Annotated in this window: 14 protein-coding genes; 13 read left to right on the forward strand and 1 reads right to left on the reverse strand. The window is 41.9% G+C overall.

Annotated elements, in window-relative coordinates; translation table 11 throughout:
• Nucleotides 1-308 precede the first annotated feature (308 nt).
• Complete coding sequence (locus KBF71_07380; GenBank protein MBP9878132.1) at nucleotides 309-2072, reverse strand: hypothetical protein; 1764 nt, start codon at nucleotides 2070-2072, stop codon at nucleotides 309-311.
• Nucleotides 2073-2654: 582 nt separating this feature from the next.
• Here KBF71_07380 and KBF71_07385 point away from each other — a divergent pair.
• From KBF71_07385 to KBF71_07445, 13 genes are all read left to right on the forward strand, one after another.
• Nucleotides 2655-2987, forward strand: coding sequence for a FliO/MopB family protein (locus KBF71_07385; GenBank protein ID MBP9878133.1), 333 nt, complete (start codon nucleotides 2655-2657; stop codon nucleotides 2985-2987).
• Nucleotides 2988-2989: 2 nt separating this feature from the next.
• The gene (gene fliP, locus KBF71_07390; protein ID MBP9878134.1) at nucleotides 2990-3781 is read left to right on the forward strand and encodes a flagellar type III secretion system pore protein FliP; all 792 of its coding nucleotides are present in this window, start codon (nucleotides 2990-2992) and stop codon (nucleotides 3779-3781) included.
• A gap of 61 nt (nucleotides 3782-3842) precedes the next feature.
• Complete coding sequence (locus tag KBF71_07395) at nucleotides 3843-4301, forward strand: hypothetical protein (GenBank protein ID MBP9878135.1); 459 nt, start codon at nucleotides 3843-3845, stop codon at nucleotides 4299-4301.
• 15 nt (nucleotides 4302-4316) lie between these two features.
• Nucleotides 4317-4553: a BolA family transcriptional regulator gene (locus tag KBF71_07400; GenBank protein ID MBP9878136.1), complete on the forward strand. Its 237-nt coding sequence runs from the start codon at nucleotides 4317-4319 to the stop codon at nucleotides 4551-4553.
• A gap of 57 nt (nucleotides 4554-4610) precedes the next feature.
• A complete protein-coding gene (locus KBF71_07405) occupies nucleotides 4611-6077 on the forward strand; it encodes a Do family serine endopeptidase (GenBank protein ID MBP9878137.1) in 1467 nt (488 codons plus the stop codon).
• A gap of 6 nt (nucleotides 6078-6083) precedes the next feature.
• Nucleotides 6084-7898 (forward strand): aminopeptidase P family protein, encoded by a 1815-nt coding sequence (locus KBF71_07410; protein MBP9878138.1) that lies wholly within the window; start codon nucleotides 6084-6086, stop codon nucleotides 7896-7898.
• Between the two features lie 82 nt (nucleotides 7899-7980).
• Nucleotides 7981-8460: a hypothetical protein gene (locus KBF71_07415; protein MBP9878139.1), complete on the forward strand. Its 480-nt coding sequence runs from the start codon at nucleotides 7981-7983 to the stop codon at nucleotides 8458-8460.
• Between the two features lie 283 nt (nucleotides 8461-8743).
• Nucleotides 8744-9580: a DUF4167 domain-containing protein gene (locus KBF71_07420; GenBank protein ID MBP9878140.1), complete on the forward strand. Its 837-nt coding sequence runs from the start codon at nucleotides 8744-8746 to the stop codon at nucleotides 9578-9580.
• 325 nt (nucleotides 9581-9905) lie between these two features.
• A complete protein-coding gene (miaB, locus tag KBF71_07425) occupies nucleotides 9906-11264 on the forward strand; it encodes a tRNA (N6-isopentenyl adenosine(37)-C2)-methylthiotransferase MiaB (protein ID MBP9878141.1) in 1359 nt (452 codons plus the stop codon).
• 22 nt (nucleotides 11265-11286) lie between these two features.
• Entirely contained in the window at nucleotides 11287-12270 is a 984-nt protein-coding gene (locus KBF71_07430; protein ID MBP9878142.1) for a PhoH family protein, read from the forward strand.
• Entirely contained in the window at nucleotides 12270-12788 is a 519-nt protein-coding gene (gene ybeY / locus KBF71_07435; GenBank protein MBP9878143.1) for an rRNA maturation RNase YbeY, read from the forward strand. The genes KBF71_07430 and ybeY overlap by 1 nt, the downstream gene beginning before the upstream one ends.
• A 32-nt stretch (nucleotides 12789-12820) precedes the next feature.
• Nucleotides 12821-13690, forward strand: a complete 870-nt coding sequence (locus tag KBF71_07440) for an HlyC/CorC family transporter (GenBank protein MBP9878144.1) — start codon at nucleotides 12821-12823, stop codon at nucleotides 13688-13690.
• Nucleotides 13691-13786: 96 nt separating this feature from the next.
• Nucleotides 13787-15385, forward strand: a complete 1599-nt coding sequence (locus KBF71_07445; protein MBP9878145.1) for a hypothetical protein — start codon at nucleotides 13787-13789, stop codon at nucleotides 15383-15385.
• The last annotated feature ends 106 nt before the right edge of the window (nucleotides 15386-15491 follow it).

A 15491-nucleotide genomic window follows, 5' to 3' on the forward strand; every position in this document is an offset into this window, starting at 1 on the left:
TTCCTTTTTTTATGAATGATGAGCCTGTTTGGTTCATTTTTGTGGCTCCTTCATAGTTTACTATTAAGTGAAGCCGTTGATAAATCTAATTTTATCATAGGCGTCCATACCATCATTCAGAGTCGCCTCCTGAAGAGGCGACGTGGAATCTCATCTAATTAACAACTGAGTGCAATTCTGCAGAGACTCCACGGGCTCCCGCAGGAGCCCTCTGAGTGACGGTATTTTCATCTTTTCATCAACAAATTATGTGACCTTTACAGCGATGACGATCACACACTCATGACGAGCAACAAGACAACACGCCATTAATTCCACTTGCCGTCATCTTCATCTTCTGAATCAGACTCTTCAACAACGCCGCGTCTTTTATTTATCGCATCCTGCAATGACTGTTGCGGATTTGGCTTAGGAGCAGCTGGTTGAGCTTCAGCCCCTTCTGTTTTCTTTAATGTCTTACCTGCACGAATTGCATCCAGAAGCGCTCCTCTTTCACCTGCTGGTGCTGGTCTTGCTGCCGGCATCGCTGGAGGGGCCGGTGGAGCGGTCGGCATTGGCGGCGCCATTGGCATTGCTGGCGGAACCGGAACATCATCCAAAACGGGAGGTGGCAAATCAACAACAGGCGCTGGTGGTGGTGGCAATGGCGCATCACTAAGCACTGGTGGTGGTAGTGGTAAATCATCAAGCACTGGTGGTGGCAAATCAACAACTGGCTCAATGATAACAGAAGATGCCCTTGGCTCAATCAGAGGCGCTGCTGAAACACTACCTTCAAACAATGCTAAAACCTGAGTTAATTGTTCCATCTCACGCTCAATTTGACCCAAATCAAACTTCATCACTTTTAATTCAGCAGCCAGATGCTTTTGCATCTCTGTTAAAGCTTGCGTGTAACCAACCGGTAATTTTTTGTCTTTCAACTTACCTTCAACGTCAGCAAGATTTTTTTCAAGGACAGGCATTTCAAGTGTTAGACTCTCTGTCTTTTTGGCAAGCTCAGTCAGCTGATTTTCCAGCCCCATTTGTTTATTGAGCTTCTCTTCTCCTTGAGCAGGATCATTCACCGCGCTCCAATCACCTTCCCCAAATGCCCATAAGACAGCTGCTTCTGCAACTGAATTACGAGGTCTCATTGGAGGGGTTGACCCATCAAGAGGAATCACACTAAAAACACCAGACGCTACATTCTGGAAGAACACAATCTCTTTGCCTTCATCTTTAGCTGCTGTTGGCACAAAGAAATAATCACCACTTTTCATTTTGAGTAATTGATAATCACGCTTATCAGCTGGTGCCAGACCCAAAAACTTTTTGATATCTTCTGCATTTGGTTTTGCATCAATTTGTGCTTTGGTTAAAACGTCAGCGACTTTACTGCGTCTTGGTACATTGAGCAAATCCAATGCACGTACTGCATATGTGTTCTTAGCTAATTTGTCTGTCAGATTTTTCCGCGCAGTATCATTTGCTGATAAAGCTCTTGCCATTTTACCAAAAGCACCAGCTAACATACCACGAGAACCCTTTTCTTTCGTTGTGGTTGTATCAGACTCAAATTTTTCAGTCAAATTTTGAAATAAATCATCATCAAGCAAGTTCTCTTTCGTCAGGTCAGCCGCTTTGAGTTTACCTTTTGTATATAGACCACCAGACATGGTCTCTTTCACAAGGCTTGCTGTTTTTTCTGCAGCTTTATCAAGACCAACGCTTTTTGATAGATCAGCTAAAACTGTTCCTGCCTCAGCAAGCTCCTTGGTTGCTTCTAAGCCTGCCTTAGCACTTTTCGCCTCAGCCGCATCCCATAATTTTGCGCCAGCTTCCATTGCTTTTGTTGCCGCAGCCGGTGCTGCTGTGACAAGATCCATCGCTCTGCCTAAAAGTCCTTTTGATTCTTTGCTTTCAATCGCTGCAGGAACAACGGCGAGCATCTCATCAAAATGTCCACGTCCTCTTTCCACGCGGGCTGCATCTGGCACCAGACTCAATGCTCTCTCTCCAAAACGTGGTGCAGGCTCTTTAACTGAAACTTCATTTCCTTGTACTTTTGATTCATCAATTGGACCAGTCATGGTGCACTCCTCATTATGTTGTTGTTTTTAAATTCCAAACTTATACATTGATCATATCACATATTTAATATAAATTCAATAAAATTTAAAATAATTTCTTTACTTTGTAAAGTCAGCTAAAAGTCTGAACTTCACCATTCAGATCTTTTCAAAACAAGATGATCTCAACCTTTCAAAAACTTGTCAATAAAAAATTAATGAATAATAACAGAATATTAAAATCGTAAACATCATTTTGCAGATGAAAAAAGACAAAAGTATAAAGAAAGTTTTTACAGGCATTAGAAACAGTGCTAGTATTTTTGAAAAAGAAAGAAATCTATACAACTGAATGTTGGCATGAAATTCTAATCCCCGTCATTCAGAGCCACCCCCAAAGGGGTGGCGTGGAATCTCAAAACTCAACAACTTAGCACAATGATTATGGTAAGATTGTAGAGACTCCACGTCCTCCTAAAGGAGGACTCTGAGTGACGGTAAGAAATTCTTATACAACAGACTTTGAAAAATAAAAAAAGAAAGCAATAGACCATGTCACCTGAACTCTTCGACTCACAACTCGTCATCAGACTCATTCTCGGAATGGTATTTCTCTTAGCGCTCCTGACCTTTGGGCTCTGGACAATGCGCAAATCGGGCATCGGTGGCAGCTTTCAAAAAGTGCGCTCAAAAAACAAACGTGCCTCCATTGTTGAAGTCCAAGCCATTGATCCAAAACGTAGGCTCATTATGATCCGACGCGATGATGTTGAGCATCTCCTTCTTTTAGGCCCACATACAGATATTCTCATTGAAGCCAATATCCAGGATGACGAGAGCCTTTTTGAAAAAACACTCCAAAAAGCATCGAAAGCATCAAGCAAATTCAGTGCTAAAGCTGAAAAAACTGAACCTCATTTTGAAGCATCACAATAACAATGACCCTCAATCACTCTTTTATCAAAGCCCTGAGCCTTCATCAAAAGCAAATTAAACTTGCGATTTTTTGCTCTGCTCTTTTTCTGTTTCTCACCTCTTTTGAACAATCGAGCTTTGCACAGGTCTTATCTTTAAATTTTGGCAAGGGGAATGAATCCATCTCCGGTCAAGTTGTCAACCTTATGCTTTTACTGACAATTCTGTCCTTAGCGCCATCAATTTTGATTATGGTGACCTCTTTTACGCGGATCATTGTTGTTCTATCCTTTTTACGCAGCGCCCTTGGATTACAGCAGTCTCCGCCCAATACAGTTTTAATCAGCCTTGCTTTGTTTTTAACAGGATATATTATGTCGCCTGTCTTTACAGAATCTTATGAAAAAGGCATACAGCACCTTATAAGCGGCGAGATGGAGACGATGGAAGGCATTGATGCTGCAGCTGGCCCTTTTAAAAAGTTCATGCTCAAAAATGTGAGAGAAAAGGATCTCTTGCTCTTCCTTGATATTGGTGATCATCCAAAGCCTGAAAATATCGAATCAGTTCCGATTCAAAGCTTGATTCCAGCCTTTATCATATCCGAACTCCGCAGAGCCTTTGAGATTGGCTTTATGCTCTTCTTGCCCTTTTTGATTATTGATATTGTTGTCGCTTCTGTTTTGATGTCGATGGGTATGATGATGGTTCCGCCTGTCATGATTTCTCTGCCCTTCAAGATTATTTTCTTCGTTTTGGTTGATGGATGGTATTTGGTTGCCGGTAGTCTTTCTCAAAGCTATCAACCATTTTGAAAGGAATCGATGACTATACTAAAAACCTCCCTATAACCTTATCATGATCATTTCATAAAACATGTTTACCACAAGATCTAAAAGACGTATCAAAGTCCCAAAAGAACTCTGGCCCGAAATTCTAAAAAGAATCAGCGAAGGTGATAACCTTCAAAGCATTGCTGATGCTTATGATTGCACGATCGAGAGTCTCTCATACATTATGAAGATGACTAAAACCAGAGGCATGCCTTCTGCATCAGGCGCGGCTCCTAATCCTTCTGTACAATCTGGCACCCTGCACCTCAGCAGATCCGCACCACCGGTACAAACAGCAGCGGCTCCTGCTTCTCCAACCGTCTCACCAGCAGAACTCACTGATCGACTGACAAATGTCACAAACACTTTCACGACATCATTTATGTCTTGGCAAAAGAATCCCTCTCATGATACAAAGACAGCTGCAAGCGACTCATTGCATGAATTACGTAAAATGCTTGTTCGCATTGAAATTATGTTAAATTCAAAACCACAATCATAAGCGGAGCCCGAACAGATGGCTATTTCTCAAAACGACCTTGAAACCCTTCTTAAAGAAGCTTTTCCAGATGCAAAAATTCAAATCGATGATTTGGCCGGTGATGGCGATCATTATGCAGCCCACATTGAATCGAGCGCCTTCATTGGCAAAAGCCGCATTCAGCAGCACCAAATGGTCTATGCTGCCCTCAAAGGCAAAATGGGAGGCGAACTTCACGCTCTGGCCCTTCAAACGAAAGCCCCAAACAATTAGTCTATTCTTTTGATCAAAAACCCCATAAGATAATGAAAGCATATAACGGAGATCACCATGTATCAGTCTAAAGCCTTGAAACTTACACATATTGTCGTTGCATTATCTATTGGATTCTTTTCATCAATCGCTGATGCGCAAATTCCGCCGCAAGGTTTTGCTGATCTAACTGAAAAACTGACGCCTACTGTTGTCAATATTTCCACCGTTCAAACCATTGAAGTCAAGCCTCAACAGCCTGGATCTGAAATGCCTCAATTTCCTGAAGGTTCTCCATTTGATGACTTTTTCAAAGAATTCTTTGATCGATACAACCAAGGACAAGGGCAACCACGCCAAGTACGCGCCTTAGGTTCAGGCTTTGTCATTGATACTGATAAAAAGCTCATTGTGACCAATAACCACGTGATTGAAGATGCTGATCAAGTTTTGGTGATCTTTCAGGATGGTACAGAAGTTGATGCAAAAGTTTTAGGTTTTGATACTGATACAGATCTTGCCCTGCTCCAAATCGATACGAATCATCCGCTCACTGCCATTACTTGGGGCGTAAGTGATGAAATGCGGGTTGGTGATCTTGTTTTGGCTATCGGCAACCCTTTTGGACTCGGCGGCACAGTGACGGCAGGTATTATTTCTGCCCGTGGACGCGATATTAAAACAGGCCCATATATTGATTACCTTCAAACAGATGCTTCCATCAACCAAGGAAACTCTGGTGGACCTATGTTCAACATGAAAGGTGAAGTGATCGGGATCAATACAGCGATTCTCTCTCCAACGAATGGATCTGTTGGTATTGGCTTTGCTATTCCTTCTGATTCTGCAAAAATCGTGATCAGTCAACTTGAAAAATTTGGCCACGCAAAGCGTGCTTGGCTTGGTGTTCGTATTCAAGATATTACGGAAGACATCGCAGATTCACTTGGCCTTAAACAAACAAAAGGATCTCTGATTGGGGATGTTGTTGCCAAAGGCCCTGCTGCCAATGCAGGTCTGAAAATGGGTGATGTTATCATGACCTTCAATGGCAAAGAAGTTGAAAACACACGTAAATTACAACGATTGGTTGCTGAGTCTGAAATCAATAGCACTGCGAAACTTGGTGTTTGGCGTCAAGGCAAAATGATTGAGGCCAGTGTAGCCTTGGGTGAGCTTGAAGAAGCCATGAAAAAGGATATTCAAGAAGAGCCTCAGCCTCAAGAAATCTCTCAGTCTGAAAAAGTTGATGTTTTAGGACTCGATGTTGCACCAATCACAGCGCAGCTTCAAGAAAGATTCAAGATTCCAACTGAAAGCAAAGGCGTTGTTATCACAAAACTCCATGAAAAAGGCCCTGCCGCAGAAAAAGGGCTTCATATTGGTGACGTGATTGTTGAGGCTGGCATGATGGCTGTTCAAACACCAAAAGACTTAATGGCTCAAGTTGAACGCATCCAAAAAGATGGCCGCAAATCCATTCTGCTCTTGATTGAACGCAAAGGAAGTCTTCTCTTCATTGCTGTGCCAGTTGCAAAGGCGTAGTTGCCCATGTCGACACAAACGTCAGAATCAAAGCTAAAGGCGCTGAGAGCCCTGCTCAGAACAGAAACTATTGACTATTACCTTCTGCCTCTTCTCGATGAGTATGGATTTGAATATGTGCCCAATCATCACAAGCGGCTGGAATGGCTAACAGACTTTACGGGATCAAATGCCTATGCAGTGATTGGCCTTGAGAAAGCTGCTATCTTCACAGATGGACGCTATCGTCTGCAAATCCGGGGCGAAGTCTCAACCGATTGCTATGAGATCTATGACTTCAGTGAAATGACACCACATGCATGGCTCAGCAAAAATGCTCCCAAGGGCAGCATCATTGGCTTTGACCCACGCATTATGAACATGGCTGAAAAAGCTGCTTACGAAAAGTTATGTCTTGATCGCGCTTTTACCCTTAAAGCTCTCACATCGAATCCGATTGATGCTGTTTGGCAAGATAGGCCAGCTGCGACATCTTTCACCTGTCATGAACATAATATCCAGTTCGCAGGTGAATCTGTGCGCTCGAAATGCGATCGCCTTGCGCTCAAGATTGAGGCTCAAAAATGTGATGCTCTCTTTATCACTGAGTCAGATACAGTTTCATGGCTTTTGAACATCAGAGCCAATGATGTGCCAAACACCCCTCTTCTGCTCTCATTTGCCCTGATCACAAAAGATGCAAAAGTCACTCTTTTTGTTGAAAAGGCAAAAATGACTGAAAGCCTCACAAAGGCTTTGCCTGATTTTGTAACCATTCAATCTCTGGAATCAATAGCTGAGTATCTTAGAACCCATCACAAAGCCTTTGCCCGCACTTTAGCTGACAAGGCGCATCTCTCTGTTTATATGGCTGATCTCTTTCAAAAAAATCAGATTGAATGGATTGTTGGATCGGATCCGGCTGAAATTCTCAAATTGTGCAAAAATGCAACTGAGATCAAGGGAACTGAAATGGCTCATCTTTGGGATGCCGTCTCTGTATGTAGAGCTTGGAAATGGCTAGAAGATACAATTATCATACAACAAAATAATGTTCACGAATATCAAGTTGTAAAAAAATTGCATGAAATCAGATCGTTAAACCCTCAGTTTAAAGACAATAGTTTTGATACGATTTCAGGCTCTGGCCCCAATGGGGCCATCATTCATTATCGTGTCAGCCCTGATTCCTCTCGCCCTCTCAATCGAGACTCCATGTTTTTACTGGATAGTGGCGGACAATATTATGAAGGCACAACAGACATCACACGCGTCTTTACTTTTAAGCCTGCTCACGTCACAGCTGAAATGAAAAAACATTACACATTGGTTTTAAAAGGCACGATTGCGCTCTCACAGGCCGTTTTCCCGGCTGGTACTTTTGGTGAGAATCTCGATACTCTTGCCCGTCAGGCTCTTTGGGCTCATGGGTTAGATTATGCGCATGGCACTGGTCATGGTGTTGGAAGCTATCTCAGTGTTCATGAGGGATCGGCACGGATTGCCAAAAGATCATCAACAACACCTCTTCAACCGGGCATGATTCTCTCAAATGAGCCTGGTTTTTATCTTGAGGGTGCTTACGGAATTCGACTTGAAAATTTGATTTATGTCGCACCGCATGGCACTTTACCTGGCTACTATCATTTTAAAACATTAACGCATGTTCCTTTTGAAGCGGCACTCATTGATGCCTCTTTGCTGACGCCCTCAGATAAAGACTGGCTTAAAACGTATCATGCAGCTATTCTTGAAAAAGTTATTCCGCACTGCGGTGCTGATAATGGATTGATTGACTTTATCCATCAAAAAGCAGCTCCTTTTATTAAGAGTACATTTTGATTGTCGGAAAATCTTGACTTTCTTCAAAATAAAGTGCATAAAGTCTCTTCCCCTTCTTTCTATAACGAACAGAGTTTATGAAATGTCCGACGTACCAAATCAAAAGATTTCCACCCGCGCCAAAAAAAGCGCCTCTCGCTTAGCAGCGGTACAAGCTCTCTATCAATGGAAAATGACAAATGGGGATCCAGCTGAAATCTTTCTAGAATTTCTGGCCTTGCGCAGAGGTGCAGAGATTGATGGCGATGAATATATCAAATTCAACATTGATTTATTCCGTGATATCCTTATGGGCGTTGCGCGTGAAGAAAAAATCTTGGCACCAATTGTTGAGGCTCATTATCAAGAATCAACAAATGAATATCATCTAGGCATCCTCTTTCATCTTGTTCTAGAAGCTGCAGTCTATGAAATTCTCTATCATCATGATTTGCACGAGAATATTATTATTGCTGAATATATTTCAGTCTTAGGCGCTCTTTTTCCAGAAAAAGAATCTAAAGTCGGCCATGCAATGCTCGATAAAATAGTCAAAAAATTACGCCCACCCACTGAAAAATAACTTTACAGGCTGAACAAACTCATCTATACTTATCTTATAAGCTTTTCTTTTTAGGAAGCATTTTTTCAAAGACATGTTTGTTTCATACAAATAAATGAAACCAAAAAGGATCAAATGTTACGATCAACTGTCTTGATTTACCTAGAGACTATATTGACCAAATGTAAATCTAGAACGATCACTCCAGATCAGTTCAGAAACAGGACTAATTTTAGAGTTGAAAATAAGAGCGAAAAGCAATAGATAAAACTTAACTTACAATGGAAATGAGGCAATTCTTCGCATGAGACAAGGAACACCAGGACGCCGTAACAACGGGCGTGGACGCCACCAGCAACATAATGTTCAAAACCAAGGACATGGACGCAGATCACAAGGCGGCACTTTAAATCGCAACTCAGTTCTAGACTCAATTGGTCCTGACGTCAAAATCAGAGGAACAGCCACTCAAATTTATGAAAAATATGCAAGCCTTGCCCGTGAAGCACAGGGTTCAGGCGATCGCGTTCTTGCTGAAAGTTATTACCAGCATGCAGACCACTATTTTAGACTTTTAAGCTCATTTGGCGTTCCGCAAGAATCCATCACACGTCGTCAAGATGAATATAATGATTATTTCTCTGAAGAACCTGAACAGCCACAACAACAAGCAGGATCAGATCAGCAGCCAAATGTTCCAAACAATGGCTTTGTCTCTAAAAATGAAGATCAATCATTTTCACCACAAAGACGCCCACTTGTTACTGAAAATGACGAACAACCAAACACAAATCCTGGTGATTATGTTGATGTCAAACAAGAGCAAATGAATCTAGCGGCAGAACGTGCATCCGAGCGTCATTCTCGTGGCCCAAACAATACAAGACGTCAGCGCCCTGCTCCATCCGACTCAAACAACCAAGCGCCTGAGGCAGCAGCAGCGCCTCGGTCAGGAAAAGAATCTGACTCTCGTCGCAGGCGTCCAGCATCACAAGGAAATCTCTTTGAGAATGAGCCCAAAAAAGAAGGAGATCTTGATCGTTTTGACACCATTCCTGATTTTCTGAAAGGCGATGATGATCTAACACCAAAGCCTTCACGTGACTTTTTCCTTCTCGATGATGAAGATGAGAAGCTGTAAGTAAGACTCATATCTATTCAAGATATCAAACCGCGCTATAAGAATTTTCAAAAGCCGTCACTCAGAGCCCTCCTAAAAGGAGGGCGTGGAGTCTCCAGGACACAAAAAATAACTGCAGTCTATATAGATAGTTTGAAGAGATTCCACGCCACCTCTTAGAGAGGTGGCTCTGAATGACGACTCTACAAATTACAATGATATGATACTGTATACAAAGAACAACTCACACACTCTATTCGCTTGTCACACACTCTATTCGCTTGCATTTTATTTTTGTTTCTGGCAAAAATAAGTAATTCTATATAACTCACTATTTTGGACGATCATGACAAATTCAGCAACGCAAAAGAAAAAGCTTTTTATCAAGACCTATGGTTGTCAGATGAATGTCTACGACAGTGAGAAGATGGCTGAATTGCTTGAACCTCATGGTTATAATATTACAGATAATTCAGATACCGCTGATCTTGTTATTCTAAACACTTGTCATATTCGCGAAAAAGCCACGGAAAAGGTCTATTCAGATATTGGCAGGCTCAAAAAGGCAAAAGATAAGCGCGGGAATGCAGGCAAAGGTCAAATCATCGCCATTGGTGGCTGCGTTGCACAAGCTGAAGGGCAAGAAATCATCAACAGAGCACCTGTAGTTGATATGGTTTTTGGACCACAGACCTATCAAGATTTGCCTGAAATGCTTGCAAAACTGAGATCAAAGGAAGCGCGCCGTATTGTAAACACTGACTTTCCTGCTGATTCAAAATTCGACTACCTGCCTGAAGAAAGCCGATCTGGAAAAATTTCTGCCTTTGTTTCAGTCCAAGAAGGCTGCGATAAATTCTGTCACTTTTGCTGTGTCCCTTACACAAGAGGGACCGAATATTCACGCCCTGTTGCTCAAGTCCTGAATGATATCAAAAGACTCGTTGCTGAAGGTACAAGAGAAGTTCATCTTTTAGGTCAAAATGTCAATGCCTACCATGGTGAAGCTGAAGACGGAAGCACATGGGGACTTGCCCGCCTGATTTATGCAATTTCAGATATAAATGGCGTTGAGCGCATCCGTTATATCACATCGCATCCGCGCGATATGGATGCAGCGCTTATCAAAGCCCATGGTGATGTGCCGCAGCTTATGCCTTACCTTCACTTGCCAATTCAAAGCGGATCTGATCGCATTTTAAAAACCATGAATCGAAAACACACGCGTGACTTCTATTTTAAAGTGATTGATGATCTCAAAGCAGCAAGACCTGATCTTGCGGTTTCTTCTGACTTTATCGTTGGATATCCTGGCGAAACAGATCAAGATTTTGCCGATACGCTCGATTTAGTGAGACGCATCAATTTTGCACAAGCCTATTCTTTCAAATATAGTCCAAGACCAGGCACACCTGCAGCGATCATGGAAAATCAGGTTGAAGAAACAATCAAAACAGAACGCCTAGAGGCCCTGCAACAATTACTTGATGCACAGCAATTGGCTTATAACCACGGATTTATTGGAAAAACTGTTCCTGTTCTTTTTGAACGCTTTGGCCATAAAGAAGGTCAGCTAAATGGTCGCTCTCCTTGGATGCAATCTGTCAATGTTACAGGCGCAGAGCGGCTTTTAGGAAAAATTATCGACGTTGAAATAGATCTTGCCAACGAACGTAGTTTACATGGTATCATTAAGGTAGAATAACAACTCTAAAAAGGAGTCTACTTTGAACAATACAAAAGGCGATTATAAAGTTCATCTTGAATTCGACGACAACGAAAAAGCTGCCAAGCTATTCGGCCTTCATGACACTCACTTAAGACTCATTGAAAACGCTCTTGATGTAACCATTCTCACAAGAGGCAATCTTTTAACCATCATCGGCTCTGAAAAAAATGCAAAAAGAGCGCGTGAAATTCTCCTCTTTCTTTGGGAAAAAATCGCCCTTAATGGCAAGCTTGAAATCATCGATGTGGAAGCTGCGATTCGCATCACCTTAGCTGGTGGCCCTCAGCACGATTTACAAAGCCTCCACAAAAAAGAAAATGCCATTCGCACAGCAAAAGGCTTTATTATGCCAAAATCACACAAGCAAGGTGATTTTGTCAAAATTCTCAACAAGCATCAAATGACTTTTGCAACGGGACCTGCTGGTACAGGGAAGACCTATCTTGCTGTTGCCAAAGCTGTTGAAATGTTTCTGCAAGGAAAAGTGCAACGCATTGTTCTGACGCGTCCTGCCGTTGAAGCTGGTGAAAAATTAGGCTTTTTACCTGGGGATCTTAAAGAGAAAATTGATCCTTACCTGAGGCCTCTTTATGACTCACTTCACGACATGCTCCCCGGTGAGCAAATCATGAAGCTCATGCAAACCAACATGATTGAAGTGGCCCCTCTTGCCTATATGCGTGGCCGAACACTCAGCAATGCTTTTATTATTCTGGATGAAGCTCAAAATACAACAATCATGCAAATGAAAATGTTTCTGACCCGTCCGGGTGAAGGCTCACAGATTGTCATCAATGGTGATACATCGCAAGTCGATCTGCCTTATGGCGTTGAATCTGGCCTTGTTCACGCCCTGCGCATCCTCAAAAATATCGAGGATATTGGCTTCATAACCTTCTCATCCAAGGATGTTGTTAGATTGCCTCTGGTTGCAAAAATCATCGAAGCCTATGATGATGAAGTTGCCAAAAAGAGCAAATGATGACAGTCACAACGCAGCTATCAATTGAAAGTTCGTTTTGGGAAAAGACTGATTTTGCCAGTATCTCTTTCTACCAAAAGCTCTTTGAGGTCACCTTTGACTATTTGCAAAAACATCAGCTTTGTCCTGATGTTCAGACAGAAATTCAAATCTCTGTTTTACTCACCGATGATGCGGCCATTCAAGAGCTCAATCATGAATACCGTGGCAAGGACAAGCCAACAAATATCCTGTCTTTCCCGATGGATGATCTATTTGACTCAGCCTCATTGCTGCCAGATCAACCTTTAATGCTCGGCGATCTGATTTTGGCGCATGAAACCATTTGGCGCGAGGCAGATCATGAGGGGAAATCTGTGCATGATCATTTGACTCATCTTATCATTCATGGCCTTTTGCACTTATTGGGCTATGATCATCTTGATGATCAAGAAGCAGAAGCCATGGAATCTCTTGAAATTGAGATCTTAAAAACACTCGGGATCAAAAATCCCTATGAAAAAAGTCATACAATTTGATATAATAAGAAGAATCAATAGAAAGAACATAAATGTCTGAATATTTCTCGTGGTTTACATCTCTTTTTCAGAAAAAACCTGAAACATCTTTGCGTGAAACAATTGAAGAACTCATCGAAGAAAGCCAAGATCCTCAATCTACCCTGCAGGATGAACGTGCTTATTTAATCAATATCCTCAAGCTTAATGAACTTCGCGTCTTTGATATTATGGTACCGCGGGCAGATATTCATGCTATCGATATAGACATGCCAATGGATGAAATCTTTCAAGAATTCATCAAACAAGGGCACAGCCGCCTGCCGATCTTTAAGAAAACGCTTGATGATGCCATCGGCATGATTCATATCAAAGATCTCATGGCCTTTTTTATCAAACATGCCAAAACAACACGCAACAAGCGGAATCTCAAATCCATCATCCGCCCTTTGATGATCATTGCCCCTTCTATGCCAGTTGTTGATCTTTTGGTGAAAATGCAGAAAGAGCGACTTCATATGGCTTTGGTTGTCGACGAATATGGCGGCATCGATGGACTTGTTACAATCGAAGATATTGTTGAAGAAATCGTTGGTGAGATTGAAGATGAGCATGATATGGACATCTCCCCTACCCACCGCATTCTTAAAAATCAATCAATGATTGCTGACAGCCGCGTTGACACCGAGATTTTTGAAAATCACTTCAACATTGATCTCTCAAAAGAAGATGACTTTGAAGATGTTGATACCATTGGCGGCGTGGTTTTTGCGATTGCTGGGCGGATTCCGCTTCGGGGTGAGATTCTTAAATACGACTTTCAGACCAAAAACAAACAAACTCTTTGCCTTGAATTTAAGATTCTAGAAGCCGATATTCGTAAAATCAAACAGCTCAAGATCTCTGCCTCAAAAATTGATTAAAATCAATTATTTTTCGTTTGATATTCCTCTTCTTTTTCATTATAGTCACCGCAAGATGACTAACAATGATTATTTTTAAATCACACGGAGAGAAAAATGCCACCATATACAGCTGAAATTGAAGCCCTGATGACCAATCTTATTAACAACCCTTATCAGCGCCCTGAGGTATGCGATGCACCGACATTTCTGAAAAATGTCGCAGATGGCGTCAGGCAAGATGAGCCCACTCTCCGGTATTTCACACAGCATCCTGTTGGGTTAGATGAAATCAGCCGCCACCTTAAAACAAATAAGGAACTCAAATCACGTCTTGTTGAGAAAAGAACTTTTTTCATTGAAACACCACAGGAGAGACTTGAAGCCTCAATTCTAGACCTTATACGCCTTCATCGCTCAGAATATAGACCATTTGAACTAACAAATCGCCTTGTAAGCATTGCATTCTGCTTTCTAAGAGGGACTAAAAATGTTCCACTTTATACTCATGAGCGCCCACCTGTTAAAAATTCTAAATTATCAGATGCATTCCATGGGAAATACACCCAAGGAGACATGACAAGCGTAAACTCACCAATCGGGAATTTAAACAAGTTTCTCTCAATCATAAAACCGACTCAACCACGGACGCCAGAAGCACTTGAAGCATTGATCTCACTTGCACAAAGCGGACATCCGATTGCGTTGTCAATCTTACTCAAAGTTCAATCAGACGGCCTTAAGGGTGATCTTATTTTCCCTGCAGATACTGCACGCGCTCAATTATTAGCACGTCAACTTGAACAGTTTGAGCATTCTCCCATGGCACTGTATCACAGAGCCTATTTCGCCTATCAAAATGTAAGAGCAGCTGAAGCAAATCAGAACGTGGGTGAAACAGCAGCCTTCAAAGCTGAAGCCCATACCTTCATGACAAGAGCAGCAGAACAAGGTCATGAATGGGCCGGGCATTTGCTAGCCTTTGATCTATTGTTCAATCGTGAGGCCAGCTATTTACCTCTATTGAACCCAATGGCCGACGAGCTAGAAAGAGCATGTCAGAACATCCTCAATGAAATTGAAGCCATGAACTTACCGGAAGAAAGTAAATTACGCAAGGTTATCAAAATCCTTTGCAGAACGGGAGTCCACGAGACCTTCCCTTTTGTGCAAAAAGTGATAGTTGCTCTGTTTGATAAAAATAGAAGCCTTTGTGATGAGATTCTGCATAAAATTATTCTAGAAAAAGATCATTACCGTGCAACGTCAATTCATGAGGAGTATAAAAATAAAAAGTCAGGAGAACTCGTCAGGAGTCATTTAGGGTTTGTTCTCAGCATTCCCTCTATTTCCGATCAACGGAAAGTAGAGCTGGTGACAAGACAGATCCAAAAAGGAGACAAGCCCAGTGATTTACCTATGGCACATAAATTGATTCGTTTAGAGCCTGCGGCACAATATGCAAAATTAACTTATTATGTCATGCAAGCTTTGTTTGAAACTGGCTACACTGAGGCATATGAAGACCTTTATCAACGTCTTCATCTCGAGGACCCAGAGATTAAGATTGAAAACCTCTTCCATGCTCTCATCGCAATGCATCACTATAGCCATCAATTTAGCCAAACATTGCTTGCTTACGCTGTTGCTGCCGGTAAACATGATGCAGAATATCTACAGACAGTCGCAGGACGCCTAGGTAGTGTCGACATTTAATTTTTTTTATGATATACTGAACTTCTAATAATAAGAAAAGGAGTTGAAAGTTGTATGATTTAAGGGATGACCAATGGGAAGCAATTAAGGATAGCCTCCCAGGAAA

This window comes from Alphaproteobacteria bacterium (assembly GCA_018063245.1).
In the GTDB taxonomy this organism is placed as follows: domain Bacteria; phylum Pseudomonadota; class Alphaproteobacteria; order JAGPBS01; family JAGPBS01; genus JAGPBS01.

What these genes read in the sequence shown, in the direction of transcription:
- KBF71_07380 (MBP9878132.1), bottom strand. Translation starts at nt 2,072, where the DNA reads ATGACTGGTCCAATTGATGAATCAAAAGTACAAGGAAATGAAGTTTCA.
- KBF71_07385 (MBP9878133.1), top strand. Translation starts at nt 2,655, where the DNA reads ATGGTATTTCTCTTAGCGCTCCTGACCTTTGGGCTCTGGACAATGCGC.
- fliP (MBP9878134.1), top strand. Translation starts at nt 2,990, where the DNA reads ATGACCCTCAATCACTCTTTTATCAAAGCCCTGAGCCTTCATCAAAAG.
- KBF71_07395 (MBP9878135.1), top strand. Translation starts at nt 3,843, where the DNA reads ATGTTTACCACAAGATCTAAAAGACGTATCAAAGTCCCAAAAGAACTC.
- KBF71_07400 (MBP9878136.1), top strand. Translation starts at nt 4,317, where the DNA reads ATGGCTATTTCTCAAAACGACCTTGAAACCCTTCTTAAAGAAGCTTTT.
- KBF71_07405 (MBP9878137.1), top strand. Translation starts at nt 4,611, where the DNA reads ATGTATCAGTCTAAAGCCTTGAAACTTACACATATTGTCGTTGCATTA.
- KBF71_07410 (MBP9878138.1), top strand. Translation starts at nt 6,084, where the DNA reads ATGTCGACACAAACGTCAGAATCAAAGCTAAAGGCGCTGAGAGCCCTG.
- KBF71_07415 (MBP9878139.1), top strand. Translation starts at nt 7,981, where the DNA reads ATGTCCGACGTACCAAATCAAAAGATTTCCACCCGCGCCAAAAAAAGC.
- KBF71_07420 (MBP9878140.1), top strand. Translation starts at nt 8,744, where the DNA reads ATGAGACAAGGAACACCAGGACGCCGTAACAACGGGCGTGGACGCCAC.
- miaB (MBP9878141.1), top strand. Translation starts at nt 9,906, where the DNA reads ATGACAAATTCAGCAACGCAAAAGAAAAAGCTTTTTATCAAGACCTAT.
- ybeY (MBP9878143.1), top strand. Translation starts at nt 12,270, where the DNA reads ATGACAGTCACAACGCAGCTATCAATTGAAAGTTCGTTTTGGGAAAAG.
- KBF71_07440 (MBP9878144.1), top strand. Translation starts at nt 12,821, where the DNA reads ATGTCTGAATATTTCTCGTGGTTTACATCTCTTTTTCAGAAAAAACCT.
- KBF71_07445 (MBP9878145.1), top strand. Translation starts at nt 13,787, where the DNA reads ATGCCACCATATACAGCTGAAATTGAAGCCCTGATGACCAATCTTATT.